Source organism: Adlercreutzia sp. ZJ176 (assembly GCF_011038975.1).
GTDB lineage: Bacteria > Actinomycetota > Coriobacteriia > Coriobacteriales > Eggerthellaceae > CAAEEV01.
This window is the reverse complement of record NZ_JAAKEC010000001.1, coordinates 53420-70402: the sequence shown is the minus strand read 5'-3', so window position 1 is coordinate 70402 and position 16983 is coordinate 53420. Positions and strand designations below refer to the sequence as shown.

14 protein-coding genes are annotated in these 16983 nt (G+C 67.7%); 10 read left to right on the top strand and 4 right to left on the bottom strand.

The annotated features are described in order from the left end of the window. Positions 1–94: 94 nt before the first annotated feature. On the top strand, positions 95–1039 hold the full coding sequence (locus tag G7Y50_RS00290) for a LysR family transcriptional regulator (protein ID WP_165047085.1): 945 nt from the start codon (positions 95–97) through the stop codon (positions 1037–1039). 169 nt (positions 1040–1208) lie between these two features. On the opposite strand, the gene G7Y50_RS00285 is transcribed toward G7Y50_RS00290, so the two are convergent. Together G7Y50_RS00285 and G7Y50_RS00280 are read right to left on the bottom strand one after the other, a co-directional pair. After that, a complete protein-coding gene (locus G7Y50_RS00285; protein WP_165047083.1) occupies positions 1209–2621 on the bottom strand; it encodes an SLC13 family permease in 1413 nt (470 codons plus the stop codon). Positions 2622–2824: 203 nt separating this feature from the next. Further along, positions 2825–3796 carry a LysR family transcriptional regulator gene (locus G7Y50_RS00280; protein ID WP_165047081.1) on the bottom strand — a complete coding sequence of 324 codons (972 nt, stop codon included), beginning with the start codon at positions 3794–3796 and terminating at the stop codon, positions 2825–2827. 274 nt (positions 3797–4070) lie between these two features. Here G7Y50_RS00280 and G7Y50_RS00275 point away from each other — a divergent pair, with 274 nt between their 5' ends. The 9 genes from G7Y50_RS00275 to G7Y50_RS00235 all read left to right on the top strand — a co-directional run bounded on the left by G7Y50_RS00275 (position 4071) and on the right by G7Y50_RS00235 (position 13281). Next, positions 4071–5216 (top strand): acyl-CoA dehydrogenase, encoded by a 1146-nt coding sequence (locus G7Y50_RS00275; RefSeq protein ID WP_165047078.1) that lies wholly within the window; start codon positions 4071–4073, stop codon positions 5214–5216. 13 nt (positions 5217–5229) lie between these two features. Further along, a complete protein-coding gene (locus G7Y50_RS00270) occupies positions 5230–5991 on the top strand; it encodes an electron transfer flavoprotein (RefSeq protein WP_165047076.1) in 762 nt (253 codons plus the stop codon). A 12-nt stretch (positions 5992–6003) separates the two neighbouring features. Continuing rightward, complete coding sequence (locus tag G7Y50_RS00265; protein WP_165047074.1) at positions 6004–6966, top strand: FAD-binding protein; 963 nt, start codon at positions 6004–6006, stop codon at positions 6964–6966. 37 nt (positions 6967–7003) lie between these two features. Further along, positions 7004–7462 carry a DUF4442 domain-containing protein gene (locus G7Y50_RS00260; protein WP_165047071.1) on the top strand — a complete coding sequence of 153 codons (459 nt, stop codon included), beginning with the start codon at positions 7004–7006 and terminating at the stop codon, positions 7460–7462. A 61-nt stretch (positions 7463–7523) separates the two neighbouring features. Beyond that, positions 7524–8891, top strand: coding sequence for an NAD(P)/FAD-dependent oxidoreductase (locus G7Y50_RS00255; RefSeq protein ID WP_165047069.1), 1368 nt, complete (start codon positions 7524–7526; stop codon positions 8889–8891). Positions 8892–8904: 13 nt separating this feature from the next. Then, entirely contained in the window at positions 8905–10146 is a 1242-nt protein-coding gene (locus G7Y50_RS00250; protein WP_165047066.1) for a CoA transferase, read from the top strand. Then, the gene (locus G7Y50_RS00245) at positions 10143–11711 is read left to right on the top strand and encodes a class I adenylate-forming enzyme family protein (RefSeq protein WP_165047063.1); all 1569 of its coding nucleotides are present in this window, start codon (positions 10143–10145) and stop codon (positions 11709–11711) included. Before G7Y50_RS00250 ends, G7Y50_RS00245 begins: the two co-directional genes overlap by 4 nt. Before the next feature lie 2 nt (positions 11712–11713). After that, positions 11714–13000, top strand: a complete 1287-nt coding sequence (locus tag G7Y50_RS00240) for an FAD-dependent oxidoreductase (RefSeq protein ID WP_165047060.1) — start codon at positions 11714–11716, stop codon at positions 12998–13000. A 2-nt stretch (positions 13001–13002) separates the two neighbouring features. After that, positions 13003–13281 carry a ferredoxin family protein gene (locus G7Y50_RS00235; protein WP_241156396.1) on the top strand — a complete coding sequence of 93 codons (279 nt, stop codon included), beginning with the start codon at positions 13003–13005 and terminating at the stop codon, positions 13279–13281. A gap of 197 nt (positions 13282–13478) precedes the next feature. Here the strand turns inward: G7Y50_RS00235 and G7Y50_RS00230 are convergent, their stop codons facing one another. Continuing rightward, positions 13479–14315, bottom strand: coding sequence for a 4Fe-4S dicluster domain-containing protein (locus G7Y50_RS00230; RefSeq protein WP_165047055.1), 837 nt, complete (start codon positions 14313–14315; stop codon positions 13479–13481). Positions 14316–14318: 3 nt separating this feature from the next. Beyond that, on the bottom strand, positions 14319–16934 hold the full coding sequence (locus tag G7Y50_RS00225) for a molybdopterin-dependent oxidoreductase (protein ID WP_165047053.1): 2616 nt from the start codon (positions 16932–16934) through the stop codon (positions 14319–14321). Positions 16935–16983: the final 49 nt, after the last annotated feature.

Sequence of the window (16983 nt, the reverse complement as noted above, 5' to 3'; positions counted from 1 at the left end):
GGCGCTCGCGGGGCTTTCGGCCGCGCGGGCGCCCTTCTTTTTCGCCTCGTGCGGAGGCTATAATGACGGGAGACACCCTTTCGAGGAGGCCGCCATGCGCATCGACACGCTCTACGAGTTCCTCCTGCTCGCATCCAACCTGAGCTTCACCGAGACGGCGCGCAGCCTGTACATGGCGCAGTCGGTTCTGAGCAGCCACATCTCCAACTTGGAGAAGGAGCTCGGCGTGCGCCTGTTCGTGCGCGACAGCCACTCGGTGCGCCTGACGGAGGTGGGCGCGCTGTTCTGCGAGGACGCCGGCAAGATCATCGCCGACTACGAGACGGCCATAAGCCGCATCGGGCTTTACTGCGACAGCGCCTCCTCGGTCATGCGCGTCGGCTTCCTCCTGGGCTCGTACGGGTCGTTCCTCCCCGTGGCGTGCAGGATGTTTCGCGACGTGCGCCCCGACGTGAGCTTCAGCTTCCGCACGCTCGAGATCGGCCAGCTGACACGCGAGCTCGCCGACAACAACATCGACGTCGCCTTCACGCTGTTCTCGGAGGGGGTGCTGGGCGGGAAGTACGCGTGCCGGCGCCTCTACGCCGACAGCTACAAGCTCGCCGCGCCGAAGACGCACCGGCTCGCGCAGCGCGCGAGCGTGACCATAGACGACCTGCGGGGCGAGGTGGTGGTGATGCCGCGCTTCAGCAGCGCCCACACCACGCTCGCCCAGCTGAGCGTGAAGCTGCGGAAGGCGGGCGTCGACGTGCGCGTGAACGACGCGATATCCGACGCCGCGGCGCTCATGGCGACGCTCGTCGCCTCGAACCACGTGGCGATCACGCCCGATCACCTGAGCGTGTACGGCGGGAACAACCTCGCGTTCGCGCGCATCGAGGACGACGGGCTTGAGCTGGTCGCGGGGCCGGTGTGGAAGAAGTCGAAGGAGACGGAGCTCGTGGTGGCGTTCGCCGACTTCGTGAAGGGCGCCACGCGCAGGTTCTCGAAGGCCGACTTCCTGTCGCGGGACGGCGCCGACGCGCTGCCCTTCGCGTGAGGTCGGCGACGGCTGCTGCCAGCCGCCCTTGCGTGCGCCAGCTGAGCCGCTGCTACGTTAGCGCTCCAAAAAAGAAGAGGGCCGCGGCGGAATCGCCTTCCGCCGCGGCCCTCTCTCACTCCCTTCGGGCCGGCCCCCTCCAGCCCGAAGGTGCTTTCTGCGTGCCTTGCTAGACGCCGAGGATCCCCACGATGAAGGGCACCCACAGCGTCATGACGGCGATCAGCGCGATGGCCGGGACGAGGCCGGTCTTGAACATGTCGCCGAAGGAGTAGTAGCCCTCGCCGTAGGTCAGCATGACGGTCGGGTTGACGGGCATGAGGTAGTTGCCGGCGACCACGATGGCGAGCGAGATGGTGGGCACGGCGGCCGAGACGCCGAAGCCTGCGCAGATCTGGATGAAGATGGGCAGGAAGATGCCGAGGATGGCGACGCCCACGGGGCAGACGGTGTGCAGGATGTAGGCGAAGGCCAGCAGGATGGCCATGACGGCGAGGAAGCCGAGGCTCAGCACGCCGCTTGCCATGAAGGCGTCAGCCAGGAACTTGGCGCCGCCGGTGGCGGTCACCACGTCGCCGATGGACATGATGGTGCCGCACATGAGCACGATGCCCCACGGCACGGCGCTCTGGAACTCTTTCCACGTCAGCAGGTTCATGCCCGGGAGAAACATGACGACCAGGCCGAGGACGGCGACGACGGTGGCGTTGAACACGGGCACCCAGTTGCCCACGATCCAGAGGACGACCAGCATGAGGATGATGGTGAGCGCCTTGATCTCGTAGGGAGACACGGTCTTGGCCTCGGCGGCCTCGTCGCGGATGTCCTGGAGGCAGGAGTCGTCGATGGGCTCAGGCTTGATGAGCTGGGTGATGAAGAACCAGGTGATGGGCGTCATGATGATGGCGATGGGCAGGCCCACGATCAGCCAGTCGAGGAACGTGATGGAGGTCCCCGTCACCTGCTGGAGGATGTTCATGGCCACGACGTTGAAGGAGCTGCCGGCCGGCGTGGCGACGCCGCCCGTGACGGCTGCGATCGGGATGCCGATCATGAGGCACTTGCCGAGGTTCGACTTGCCGGGCTTGGCGTTCGCCGCCTTCAGGATGGTGAGCGCGAAGCCCAGGAACAGCACGGTGGTGGGGACGTCGGACATGACGGTGGACACCAGCGTGGTGGCGATCATGAAGCCCAAGACCAGCTTGCGGGAGTTCGAGCCGGTCCACTTCAGGAGCGTGTTGATGAGGCGGATGCCCCACTTGGTCTTCAGCATGATGACGGGCAGCGCGAACACGGCGATGATGAAGAAGAGCGCGGGGCTCGCGAAGCCCGACACGGCCTTCCCCAAGTGGTCGACGGCGCCGAGCACGAACATGAGCACGGCGATGAGCAGAGCGGTGGCACCCAGCGGAATGGCGGAGGTCACCCAAAGGGCCACGAGGGCCAGCAGAAGACCGAGCGTGACGATGCCCTCATGCCCGAGGGCCTCGGTCCCAGGCATGAGGCAGGCGATTGAGACGCAGGCCAGGGCGATGCCTATGCCGATGAGTCTCTTGACGAGCGATACGTTAGTGCTTTCCATACTTCCCCCTTCTTCGAAAGCCTTTTCCAAGATGGCAACCTCGACTGATCCCCCTGCGAATTGCCCTCTTCACGGCGCCATTCTACGGGCCTGGGCGAGTATGCGACAAATACGTATGTCAAGGGGGAATCTGCGGAAAAGCGTGTACCTGCTATGCAGAATCCGAATAGTCGGGGGGTGTGATGAGGGGCGGGCGGGCTCGGTCAGTCGCTTGCGAGCACCTCGTCGTGCAGCGCCTCGGCGTGCTGCTCGAGGAGGTCGGCCAGATGGGCGAGCGCGGGCTTGTCGGTGTCGCGCTTGACGAGGGCGAACGAGTCCACGTAGCGCTTCTTGTCGCACAGCGGCCTGATGACCACGTACTGCTTGAGCAAGTTGGCGATGAGCGGCTTGTACTTCTTGTTGACGCGCGAGAGCAGGTGGATGCCGTCGGCCGGCTCGGTGCCGTAGAACATGAGCGGGTTCTCCACCGGGACCAGGGAGATGTTAGGGTAGAAGCCTACCTCGGCGCACATCGCCACGAAGTCCTTGCGGAAGCGCTCGCTGTAGCGGTTGGCCTGCAGGATGAAGCGCGACGACGCGAGGTCCTCGAGCTTGAGGCTCGGGCGCGTCGCGAGGGGGGAGCTCTGCGAGATGCCCATCACGAGCTCGCCGTGGAACTCGGGGATCCAGATGGCGCGCAGGTCGTCCGGCACGCAGGGCGTGGCGAGCGGGTCGTCGGAGAGGATGGTCTCGAAGGCGACGTCCACCTTGTCCTGCTGGACCATCTGCTGCGCGTCAAACCCGCTCGCGTCCATGTTGGGGTAGTCGACGCGCAGGTCGGGGTAGGCCTCCTTCGTCTGCGCGATCACCTCGTTCAGGCCCACGTAGAGCACGTTGGTGTGCAGCATGTCGATGATGCGGATGCGGCTGCCGCCCGACGACGGCAGCGAGCGCAGGTCGGCGATCATGTTCTCCTCGTCGCCGACGATCTTGCTGGCGTAGCGGAGCACCACCTCGCCCGCGGCGGTGAGGCTCAAGGGGCGCGTCTCGTAGAAGAGCTTGCAGCCGAGGTTGTTCGAGAGGGAGGTCATGTGGCGGCTGAGCGAGGGCTGGGACATGTTCAGGTCGCGCGCCGCCGAGACGAAGCTCTTGTGAGCCGCCAACGCCATAAACTCTCGGTAGATCTCGATGTCCACGAGCGCTCCTCTCTCCGCTTTCCTACTCTAGCCGTTTGCTCCTGCCAAAACTATTCATAAGGTGAATACTGCCGCTGCAATCTGCGTATACGCAGCGAACATCTGACGGGCTCCCAGCTGCAACATACGCATTTTCCCTATGCCAGGCCCCGTTTCTATAATAGCAAACAGGTCATGCCCGAGATACGGCTCCGGGCGTTACGCACGACCGCTCGCTGAGGGCCGAGGGGCTGAACGCGTCGAGCTGCGGCGGTCTTCACGGAAAGGGCTTTTCATGGACTTCAGGAAGACGGAAGAGCAAGAGCTCTTGCTCGAGAGCCTGCGCACGGTGTTCGAGCGCGGCAACTTCGAAGACTACTTCAAGGAGTGCGACGAGACGCACCAGTTCCCCGACAAGGCCGTCGAGGCCCTCGTCGAGGCGGGCTTCTCCACGCTCGGCATCCCCGAGGAGTTCGGCGGCACGCCGGTCGACATCCTCACGCAGGTCATGGTCGCCGAGGAGGCGCACGCCCAGGGCTACCCGTCGCTGTGCTGGATCAACTACTCCACCGAGGTTGACGACATCCTGACGTTCGGCAACGCCGAGCAGCGCGAGAAGGTCCTCGCCCACGCGCTCGAGGGCCGCAAGCCCTTCACGCTGGGGTTCACCGAGCCCCAGGCGGGCTCCGACAGCGCCGCCATGTCCACCACGGCCACGAAGCGCGACGGCAAGGTGTACATCAACGGGCACAAGACCTTCAACACGAGCGCCGACCGCGCTCCCTTCATGCTCTGCGTGTGCCGCAGCGGCGTCAACGAGAACCCCTACAAGGACTTCAGCATGTACCTGTTCCCCATGGACGCGCCCGGCGTGACCATCGAGAAGCTCGACAAGATCGGCAACCACATGTGCGGCACCTACGAGGTGTACCTCGACGACGTCGAGTGCGAGGAGACTGACCTGGTGGGCGAGGAGTGCAAGGGCTTCTACCAGCTCATGAAGAACTTCGAGGTGGAGCGCCTCACCCTGTGCGCCGCCAACGTGGGCATGGCGCGCTGCGCCTACGACGAGGCGGCGCGGTACGCGGCCCAGCGCATGCAGTTCGGCAAGACCATCGGCTCGTTCCAGCTGGTGCAGGAGAAGATCGTCGACATGAGGATCAAGATCGAGAACATGCAGAACATGCTGTACAAGGCCGCGTGGAAGAAGGACCACGGCGAGTCCATCATGGTCGACTCCTCGCTGGTCAAGCGCTACACGAGCAGGGCCGCGTTCGAGGTGATCGACGAGGCCCTCCAGATCATGGGCGGCATCGGCTACACCAACGACTGCCGCATCGCCCGCCTGTGGCGCGACCAGCGCGTCTACCGCATCATGGCGGGCACCGACGAGATCATGGTGCACACCGCGGGCCGCGCGCTCGTCAAGGAAGCGCGCTAGGCGGGAGGCTGACATGAACACAGTCGCATGCTACAAGGTGGTGGCGGACGCGCAGGACATCGTGGCCAACGACGACCGCACGCTGCGCTTCGACAAGGCGAGCTACGTGCTGGGCGAATACGACCTCAACGCCATCGAGGAGGCCGTGCGCGTCGCCTCCGACACGCAGGGACGCGCGGTGCTCCTGAGCGCCGGCGACGCGCGCCTGTCCGACAGCAAGCTGAGGAAGGCGGCCCTGTCGCGCGGCGCGACGGAGCAGTTCTGCGTGGTCGACGAGGGCATGGCGCGCGCCGACGCGCTCCAGACGGCCGCGGTGCTCGCGGCGGCGCTGCAGAGGATAGGGTTCGACCTCGCGTTCTTCGGCGAGGGTTCCGCCGACGCGTACGGGCAGCAGACCGGCGCGCTCGTGGGCGCGCTGCTTGACGTGACGGTCGTCAACGCGGTGAGCGCCGTGCGCGTCGACGGGGGCGCCGTGGTGGTCGAGCGCAGCCTCGAGGGCGAGGTGGAGGTCCTTGAGCTCGCCGCGCCCGCCGTCATCTCGGTCACCTCCGACGCCAACCTCCCGCGCATCCCGCAGCTGAAGGACATCCTGGCTGCCGGGAAGAAGCCGTCCACCACGTGGACCGTCGACGAGCTGGGGGCGGCGTGCGCGCCGTGCGTCGAGGTGGCTTCGATGCTCGCCCCGCAGAGCGTCGCGCGCAAGCAGGTCATATACGAAGGCGATGTCGACGAGGCCGTGCGCAGCCTCGCCGCCGACATCAAGGCTGCGAAGTAGGGGTGATGCGATATGACGCGATGCGAGAACGTCTGGGTTGCGGCTGAGGACGCCTCTGACTACGCGGCCCTGGTCGCGGTTGCGCGCGATCTGGGAGCGCGCGTGAGCGCGGTGTGGATGGGGGATGAGCAGGGCCTGGACGCGGTGAGCACGAGCGGCGCGGGTGCGGTCATCCACCTGGAGGGAGGCGTCCTCATAGAGGACGGCGCCCCGGTGCTCGCGCAGCTCGCGGCCGAGCGCACGCCGGACGCGCTCATCGTGGCGCCGACCAAGCGCATGCGTCTTGTGGGCGCGTGCGTGGCGGCGCGCATGAGGGCCTGCGTGATAAGCGACGCGACGAGCCTCGACGTTGACGAGGAGGGGGCGCTGCGCGCCGAGCGCATGGTCTACGGCGGCGGCGCGGTGACGGTCGAGCGCGCCGTGGGCGCCTTCGTCGTGGCGGTGCCGTGCGCCGCCCTGCTGGCGAGCAAGGCCGCCGAGCGCGCCGACGCGTCGGGCGCCGCGGGCGCCGACGCGCCGTGCGCGGTCGAGACCTTCGCGGTGCAGCCGGGCTCGTCGGGGATCACGCTCGTCGAGCGCCGTGCGCGCGAGGTCGACGCGGTGAACCTGAGCGCCGCGCGCAACATCGTGAGCGTGGGGCGCGGCTTCGCGGCTGAGGAGGACCTCGCGCTCGCGTACGGGCTCGCGCGCGCCGTGGACGCCGAGGTGGGCTGCACGCGCCCCGTCGCCGAGGGCTCGAAGTGGATGGCCCGCGAGCGCTACATCGGCGTGTCGGGGGCGATGCTCACCCCGAACCTGTTCATCGCCGTGGGCGTGTCAGGGCAGGTGCAGCACATGGTGGGCGCGACGGGCGCGAAGGTCGTCGTGGCCATAAACAAGGACAAGGGCGCGCCCGTGTTCAAGCAGGCCGACTTCGGCATCGTGGGCGATCTGTACGACGTGGTGCCGCGCCTTGTCGCGGAGCTCGAGAGGTAGCCTTCGCAGGTGCATGCGAAGCGCGGAAGGGAAGATCATGGACGCAGGTTTTTTCCAGGAGCTGGCTGACAACGTGTCGATGGGCCCGACGCCGTTCGTGAACAGGGCCGAGCTGAGGGCCGAGGTCGTGGAGGAGCGGCACGTGCGCATCGTGCTCCCCTTGGGGCAGCTGCACCGCAACCACGTGGGCATCGCGTACGCGGGAAGCGAGTTCGTCCTGGCCGAGATCGCGGGCGGCACGCTGTTCATGGCCACGTACGGCACCGACGAGTTCGTGCCCATCCTGAAGAGCGTCGAGTGCGCGTACGTGAAGCCCGGCGTGAAGGACCTCCACGTCGACCTCGCGCTCACCGAGCAGGAGGCGCAGGACAAGATCGCGCTGGCGCGCGAGCGCGGGCGCGGCGACTACTTCCTCGACGTCCCCGTGCTCGACGCCGACGACGAGCAGGTCGCCCTCATGAAGTTCAACTACTACGCGCTCCCCGCGAAGCGGTAGCGGCGCGCAAGGCGGAGGTTCCCGAGCGACGTCGCCCCAGGGCGGCAGAACGGAGCATCACATGAAGCACTATGACGCGATCGTCATCGGCGCGGGAGTGGGAGGGCTGGCGTCGGCGCTGCTGCTCGCCCACAGCGGGAAGCGCGTCGCGCTGTTCGAGAAGCGCCTGCAGCCGGGCGGGCGCATCGGGTCGTCGCAGCGCGACGGCTTCACGGTCGACTTCGGCGTCCACCTGATCTCGCGCGGGCCGAAGGGCCCGCTCATCGGGGTGCTCGACCGCTGCGAGGTGGACCACGGCATCGAGTTCACCAAGGTTCGCCCCATCCAGTCGACGGGCGGCGAGAAGTTCAAGTTCCCCCAGGACCTCAAGGGGCGCGTGCCTGACGCGGACTTCGAGGCCGTCATCAAGATGGTCACCGACGTGAAGGGCATGAGCGACGAGGACACGAGCGCCTATGACGGCCAGACGCTCGAGGAGTTTCTGAACGCCTACACCACCGACCCCTTCGTCCACGCGTGCGTGAGCCAGATCGGCTTCATCTACTGCTGCATCCCCGAGTACCTCCTGTCGGCGGGCGAGTTCGCGCGCTGCCTCAAGTGGGAGGCCGAGGCGCACGCCTCGGGCTACCCCTCGGGCGGCTGCGTGGCCATCCTGGGCGCGTACCTGCGGGGCCTCGAGCAGTACGGCGCCGAGGTCCGCTTCGGCGCGCCCGTGGAGAGAATCGTCGTGGAGGACGGGCGCGCCGTCGGCGTGGTGGTCGGCGGCGAGGAACATCGCGCCGACATGATCGTCTCGAACGCGGGCCTCAAGGAGACGGTGGACGGCCTGGTGGGCCCTGAGCACTTCGACGAGAGCTATGTCGCGGACGTGCGCAGCCTGGAGATATCGTTCGTGTCGATCATCGCGCGCTTCGCGCTCGACACCGTCATAAGCCCCGAGATCAAGATGCTCTCGGGATTCTCGTCCACCCCCGTGCGCGAGTACAACGACCGCCTTATGGCAGGCGAGGTCCCCGAGGAGCTGAACTCGTTCATCGTGGTCCCCTCGAGCTTCGACCCGTCGGTGGCGCCCGAGGGCAAGCAGCTCGTCATGATGACGACGGCCGTGCCGGCGGGCATCAAGGAGGAGCACTGCCCCGCCATCCTGGAGGCGCTGATCGACCTCGCCGAGCAGAGCTTCCCCGGGCTCCGCGAGCACGCCCTCTTCGTCGAGAAGGTGTTCCCCTCCGACGCGGCGCGCATCATGGGCGAGGACGGCGCGGGCATCGGCATCGCCCAGCAGGCGGGGCAGGCGGGCGTCGACCGGCCGAACACCAAGACGCCGCTTGCGGGCCTGTTCGTCGTCGGCGCCGAGGCGGGCGGCTCGGGCGTGGGCACCGAGCTCGCCGCGAACAGCGCCATCGAGTTCTTCGACACGTACGTCGCGTAGAAAGGCGGATGCCATGGCACGATATGACGACATGCCGGTCTTCGGCAACCTCGCGGGCCTGAAGGTGGTGGTCGCGGCGGTCTCCACGGCGGGCCCGTTCGCGGGCGAGCTGTTCGCGGAGAACGGCGCCGACGTCATCTGGCTCGAGCCGCCCAAGGGCATCGACCCGTACCGCTGGACGCAGGACGGGTGGGGCGTGCAGAACGAGCACCGCAACATGCGCAACCTCATGCTCGACGTGGTGTCCCCCGCAGGCCGCGAGGCGTTTCTGCGCGTCATCGAGACGGCTGACATCTTCATCGAGGCGTCGCGCGGCGGCCAGTGGGAGAAGTGGGGCTACTCGGACGAGCTTCTGTGGGAGCACAACCCCCGGCTGGTCATCGGGCACCTGTCGGGCTACGGCCTCACGGGCGACCCCGCGTACGTGAGCCTGCCCGGATACGACTTCACGGTGAACGCCTTCTCCGGCCTCATGTACCTGAACGGCTACAAGGACGGCCCGCCCTACATGATCCAGAAGTTCGTGACCGACTACTACGCCGGGCTGTTCGCCTACGGGTCGGCGCTCGCCGCGTACGTCGGCGCGCAGCGCACGGGCAAGGGGGAGAGCTTCGACTTAGCCCAGTACGAGGCTGCGGTGCGCTGCCAGGCGGGTCTGTTCGGCAAGTGGTTCGAGAAGCGCGTCCAGGAGGAGCGCGGCGCCGGCGCCCCGCGCGACAGCATCTCCGCCGGCTCCGGCTACTACGCGTGCAAGGACGGCGAGGGCGTGTACCTGTTCACGGCGGGGCAGTCCACCATAAGGCGCGCGCTCGAGTTCTTCGGCCTCGAGTACGGCAGCGAGCTGTTCCCCGAGGGCATCCCGTCGGTGGGCATCGACACGCCGGGCGCCCCCGTGTTCGACGCCGCCATCGAGGCGTACTGCGCCGAGCGCACCGCGGCCGAGTTCGCCGAGGCCATGGCGGGCATCAACATCCCCTGCTCGGTGGTCATGAGCTATGAGATGATGGAGAACCACCCGCATTACCTCGCGCGCGGCACCTGGGTTGAGTGGGACACGGTTGACGGCAGGCACGTGAAGGGCGTAACGTCAGTTCCGCGCTTCAAGAACAACCCCGCGCAGATCTGGCGCGGCTGCCCCTCGCAGGGCATGGACAACGACGACATCCTCGCGGAGGTGGGCTACGATGCCGACGAGATCGCAGGGCTCTACGAGGCGCGCGTGCTGCGCAAGACCGACTACGTTGGTGGGCTTTGACGTATCTGTCTGACATACTGGCCGATGCCGCGCAGCGCAGCCCGCGCAAGGTCGCGTTGCGCTGCAAGGGCAGGGCGCTCACGTATGCGCAGGTGAAGGGAAGGGTCGATCGCCTCGCGGGAGTCCTGCGCGCGCTGCACGTGCGCCGTGGGCACCACGTGTCGCTCGTGACGGCGAACGCGCTGGCGTGCGTGGAGCTCACCTTCGCCTGCGCGCAGATCGGCGCGGTGTGCGAGCAGTACAACATACGCCTGTCGCCCGCGGCGCTCGTCCGCCTGCTGGGGAAGTCAAGCTCCACCGTGCTCGTGTGCTCGTCGGCGGTGTGGGAGAGGCTCGCGCCGGCCATCGGCGGGGTGGGCCGCCCCCTCGCCGTCATCCTGCTCGACAGCGGGGACGCGTTCGGGCTGTCCGCCTACGAGGAGCTCGTCGCGGCCGCGGAGCCCTTCGACCGGCACGTCGAGAGGGCGGCGTCGGACCCGGTGCTCATGATCTACACGAGCGGGACTTCGGGGGACCCCCACGGTGTCATGCTCTCCCACCAGGCGCTCGTCGCCCGCGCGGAGATCGACGTCCGGGCCATGTGGTTCACCGGCGACGACGTGGTTCTGAGCGTCCTGCCCCTGTTCCACATCACCTCGGTCTCGACGTTCGCGGCGTTTTTCGCGGGGGCGGAGGTGGTCATCGACGACTCGAGCCGCCCCGAGGACATCGTGCGGTTGGTGAACGAGCACGGCGTGACGCGCATGGGCGTGGTCCCCTACGTCCTGCGCCTGCTCGTCGCCCGCCTCGAGAAGACGGGCGAGCGGATGGACTCGCTCCGCTACGTCCTCTACGGGGGCGAGCCCATCGACGAGGAGCTGCTCGTGCGGTGCCGGCGCGTCTTGGGCTGCGGCCTCATCCAGGGCTACGGCATGACGGAGACGGCCTCGGCCGTCACGCTGCTCGAGCCGTGCGACCACGACAGCGCGGCGCTGCGCTCCACGGTGGGGCGCGCCCTGCCGGGCATGGAGGTCACCGTCATCGACAAACAGGGGCGCGAGTGCCAGCCGGGCGTGCTCGGCGAGGTGGCGGTGAAGACGCCCACGCTCATGAACGGCTACTACCGCGACGCGCCGTCGACCGTGCGGGTGATGAGGGAGGGCTGGTACTTCACGGGCGACATCGGGTTCTTCGACACGGCGGGATGCCTCACGTTGGTCGACCGGAAGAACAACCTGGTGATAACCGGGGGAGAGAACGTGTACCCGCTCGAGGTGGAACGCTGCATCAGGGGCTTGGGCGAGCGCATCGCCGACGTGGCCGTCATAGGGGTCCCCGACCCCGTCTGGGGCGAGGCGCTCGCCGCCTTCGTGGTGGCCGCCGAGGGCGCGCCCGCGGTGACTGCCGACGAGATAGCCGCGCGCTGCGAGCACTGCCTCGGCGGCTACAAGAAGCCCCGCCACGTGCTCTTCCTGAAAAAGATCGTGCGCAACGCCTCGGGCAAGGTGGTGAAGGACGCGCTGAGGAGGGCCCTCTCCGAGAGCGCGGAGAAGAGCAAGACCGAAGATACCGAAGACAAGGAGTAGACGTGGCTGACTTCGATGCCATCGTAGTAGGCGCCGGGTGCGCCGGGTCGGTGGCTGCCGTCAAGCTGGCGCGCGCGGGCAAGAGCGTCCTGCTCATCGACCGCGCGGGCGAGCCCGGCTCCAAGAACATGACGGGCGGGCGCATCTACGCGCACGCGCTGGCGAAGGTGCTTCCCGACTTCGCCGATGAGGCGCCGCTCGAGCGCAAGATCACGCGCGAGCGCGTGTCGTTTCTGACCGACGCCGACAACACGACGCTCGAGTTCGCCTCGCCGAGCCTGGGCCTGCCTGAGAACGCGTCGTACGCGGTGCTGCGCGCGCCGTTCGACGCGTGGCTGGCCGACCAGGCCGAGCAGGCGGGCGCCGAGTGCGTGTTCGGCATCACCGTCGAGGACCTGGTGATGGACGGCGGGCGCGTGTGCGGCGTGAGGGCGGGGGATGACGAGATCACCGCAGAGGTGACCATCCTCGCCGACGGGGCGAACTCGCTCCTCTCGGAGCGCGCGGGCCTGGCGAAGCGCCCGCTGCCGCACCAGATGGCCGTGAGCGCCAAGGAGGTCATCGAGCTTCCCGAGGGCGTGATAAGCGACCGGTTCCAGGTGCCCGAGGGGGAGGGCTGCGCCTGGCTGTTCGTGGGCGCCGCGACGCAGGGGCACGCAGGGGGCGGCTTCCTCTACACCAACCGCACGTCCGTCTCGATCGGCGTGGTGGCCACGCTGTCGGATCTGTGCGGCTCCTCCACGCCGGTATACAAGATGCTCGACGCGTTCAAGGAGCACCCGGCGGTGGCGCCGGTGCTTGCGGGCGGCAAGCTCGTGGAGTACTCGGCCCACATGGTCCCCGAGGGGGGCCTCGCCATGGTGCCCAAGCTGGCGTGCGACGGCTGCCTGCTCGCGGGGGACGCGGCGATGCTGTGCGTCAACCTGGGGTACCAGGTGCGGGGGATGGACTACGCGATGGCGTCGGGCGCGGCCGCCGCGCAGGCCGCCGTGGCGGCCATCGACGCGGGTGACACGTCCGAGCAGGGGCTCGCCGGCTACCGGGAGGCCCTCGAGGACTGCTTCGTGCTGCAGGATTTGAGGGACCACGCGGGCCTGCCGGCGTTTTTGGAGCAGACGCCGCGTCTGTACGGGGAGTACCCCGCGATGGCCGCGGAGGTCATGCGGGGCATGTTCGCGGTTGACGGGAGCCCCGTGGGGCGCCTGCGCGACAAGGTGAGGCCCGCCGTGCGGCGCGTGGGCCTGCGGAACATCCTCAAAGACGTGCGCAGGGGGGTGAAGGCCTTATGAGCATGACAACCGTTGACGAGAAGCTGTCGGTGAACAAGTACGCCGTCGACGAGGAGGTCCCGCACATCGTGGTAGTCCGGGACGCTGACGCGGCCGAGTTCGACAAGCTCGTGACGTGCTGCCCCGCCGCGCTCTACCAGCGCGACGAGGACGGCGCCCCGACGTTCGACTACGCGGGCTGCCTCGAGTGCGGCACGTGCCGCATCCTGTGCGGGGGCACCATCGTGGAGAGGTGGGCTTACCCGCGGGGAAGCATGGGCGTGTCGTACCGCTTCGGCTGAGGCTGCCGCGGGCTGCGGGGGCTGCGGGGGCAGCCGCGGGCGCTGACGTGCCTTCGCGCGCCCTGGCGTCAGGCGAGGAGCCCGGCCGCTTGCGAGGAGAAGGTTGAGAAGGGAAGGCCCCGACCACGTGGTCGGGGCCTTCTTCTTGCGTCGTGCTGTGCGGGCGCGCGGGCGGCGCGCCCGCAGGCGCAAGGGCGCTACGCGGTGGCGTACAGCGCGACGGGACCCATGTTGCGGTCCTCGTTCTCTGTTGTCGCCTCGAGCATGCGGGTCAGGTAGCCGTCCGCCTCGAAGTAGACGCGGTACTCGGAAGCCGGGATCTGCTCGAACCAGAAGTCGCCGAACTCGTCGGTGAGCGCGGCCTGCACCGCGCCCGTGCGCACGTCCTCGAGCGTCACCTTCGCGCCGACGATGACCTCGTCGGCCTCGAGGTCGACCACCACCCCGCCCAAGAAGCGGCGCGGCTTGTTGAGGTAGTACACGCGCGGCTCGTCCGCCTCGGCGCGCTCGGCCATCCAGAACTCGGCCTGTGCGATCTCGGCGGCGAAGTCCTCCTCGTCGCCGAAGCGCAGCGCCTCGTGCGGGCACACGTCCACGCAGTGCGGCGGCAGCCCCTCGTCCACCAGGTGCGCGCAGCCCGTGCACTTCTGCGGGAGGCCGAGCTCCTCGTTGTAGAAGATCACGCCGTAGGGGCACGCCTCGGCGAGGACCTCGCACCCGCGTGCGGCAACGGGGTCGACGATCACGAGGCCGTCGTCGCGGCGGTACACGGCGTCCGGCGCCCCCGCCGCCGTGGCAGCCGCCATGCAGGGCGCGTTCCCGCAGTGCTGGCAGGCGCGCCACGCGTAGCTCACGCGCACCTTCGGCACCTGGCCGCGCACCTTCTCCTCGATGCGACCCCAGAACTGGCCGGTGTCGGGCTGGGGCGCGGCGTACGGGGCCCAGTCGTTGTCGACGTGCTCGTCCTTGCAGGCTAGCTGGCAGTTGCGGCAGCCGGTGCACTTCGCGAAGTCGAATACGAAAACCTTACCCATGATCTATGCTCCTTCCACCATGCGAGCCGTGGCCACCAGCCCGCAATCGGGGTCGTAGTCGCGCGAGAACGCCTCGGGGTACTGCTCGGCCAGCGCGAACACGTCGACCTTCTCGATGTTCACCAAAAAGCCCGAGGTCACTTCGCCGGCGGCGTTCTTGGAGGTGGTCGCGCTCGGCGCGATCAGGTTGTTCGCGCCGCCGCGGTCGAGGCCGCCCTCGCCCATGACGATGCTGTCGACGCGCGATCCGTGGTCCTGGTACAGGGCGCCCGGCATGATGCGCTCGCTCACGATGACGCCGCCGAGCACGCCGCCGCGCTCGTTGTAGAGCTTGGCGATGTCGCCGGTCTCAAGCCCCAGCTTGCCCGCGTCGATCGGGTTCACCCAGATGGGCTCGTAGCGGTAGCCGTCGGGGCCCACCACCTTGCACGTCTCGATCTCGCGCAGCCAGGTCACGTCGTCGTGCTGGGCGTGCACGCGGAAGTGCGGGTGGTTGCTCACCAGCAAAAACGGGTACGTGCGCCCGCGCTCGGTGTTCGTGCGCTCCTCGTGCTCGTCGCTCACGTGCACCCAGCGGGGGATGGGGCCGCGCTCCTTGTCGTCCGGGAACATCTGCGCCAGCGTGGTGGAGTAGTACTCGAGCTTGCCTGAGGGCGTGCGCAGCGGGTTGCCCTCGGGGTCGTCGTGGAACCCGATGAGGCCGGCGGGCATGTCCTCCCAGTTCTCCAGGGTGGGGAACGGGTAGTACTGCTTCTCCTTGAACTCCTCGTAGGTCATCGCGCCCTCGGGGATGCCGCACGTCTCGAAGCCCGCCTTGATCCACTCGTCGAAGGACTTGCCGCCCATGAAGCGCTCGTGGAGGTTCTCGTAGACGCCGCCGAACTTCTCGAGGGCCCGGGCGATCTCGGCCACGCCCTCCACGTCGGACTTCGAGTCCATGCGCGCCTTGATGGCCTGCTTCTCGTAGAACACCACGGTCCACTGGCCGGAGTCGTTGTCGGTTCCGATGTCCTCGGTCTCGAACTTGGTGTTCGACGGGATGATGATGTCGGCGAAGTTGCAGTCGTTCTCCATCCAGGGATGCTGGATGACCACGAACTCGATGGAGTCGTGGCGCAGCGCGTCCTGCATCTTGAAGCCGCCGTTCCAGCACGTCTCCCAGCAGGGCGTGTCAGACCACACCATGTGGATGCGCGACTTGCCCTCGACGGGGAAGGTGAACGGGCCGGTGAACTGGTCCTCACGCGGGAGGCCGGCCGCGATGTGGCCGTACCACTGCACGGGCGGGTTCAGGATGGCCTGCGGGATCATGGTCTTGGGGATGAAGCTCGGCTTGGTGCCCGTGATGAAGCCGAGGTAGGCCGCGCCGATGTTGGGGATGCACGTCGAGGGCGGCAGCGGCGTCACCGTGGGGATGCCGAACAGCGTCCACTCGAGCATCTTGAACTGGTTGGCGCCCGGCTTGCCCAGCCCCTGCATGCCCAAAAGCGCCACCTCGAGGCGCGCCGGCTCGTGGCTGAAGCAGCTGCGGATGAAGCTGCCGCCGTTGCAGTGGGCGATGGACACGGCGTGGCGCGCCCAGTAGCGCGCGAGCGCCTTGATGGTGTAGGAGGGCACGCCGCAGATGGCCTCGGCCCACTTCGGGGTCTTCGGCACGCCGTCCTCGCCGCCCATCACGTAGTACTTGAAGTTGTCGAAGCCCACGGCGTGGGTGTCGAGGTAGGCCTGGTCGTAGGTGCCCTCCTTGATCCAGGTGTAGGCGATTGCCAGCTGCAGGGCCGCATCGGTGTTGGGCAGCACCGGGATCCACTTGTCGGCGTGCACGGCGTTCGTGTAGTTCACGTCGGGCGCGATGTGGATCTGCTTGACGCCGATCTCCGTGAACCACGCGCAGATGCGGCTCGCCATGTAGCCGCCCCAGCCCAGAGGCGTCGTCTCCACGTCGCAGCCCCAAAACAGCACAGCGTCGCCGTTCTCGGAGATGTCCTTGATGATGTTGTTCTGGAACGAGGTCTGGCCGAGCGGGTCCATGCCCCAGATGTGCTTGGCGCCCCAGTACCAGCCCTCCCAACTGTCGGAGTTGCGCGACTGGAGGGTGTAGCCCCCGCACTCGTCGAGCAGGCGCGTGATGGAGCCGTGGGCCGCGTGCACCACCTTCGTCTCCCCGTGGCCGTCGACCTCGCAGAGGATGGCCTCGGGCCCGTAGGTGTCGTGCATGCGCTTGATCTCGCGGGCGATGATGCTCGTGGCCTCATCCCAGCTGATGCGCTCGTACGCGCTCTTGCCGCGGTTTTGCGGGTTGCGCTCGCCGTCCGGGTCCCAGTCCACGCGCTTGAGCGGGCAGGGGATGCGGTTCTTGGAGTACACGCGCTTCTTGTAGCTGAGCGACAGCGGCGATATGTAGGTCTTGAGGCCGGGCTCGAAGGTGTGCCCGCGCGCCTCGATCTTCCAGTAGTTCAGCTCCTCCGGCGTGTAGTGCTCGTCGAAGTGGAACGGGCGGATGCGCAGGATCTTGTCGTTTTCCTCGTCGATGTCAACCGTGCAGGCGTTGGCTCCGATGCCGAAGCTGTTGAAGCCGAGGCCCTTGATGATAGAAGTGCCGGTTACGCTGCTTCCCATCTTCTCTCCTCACTCGTCTGAAACGGAACGGGCCCCTTGCCGCGCGCTC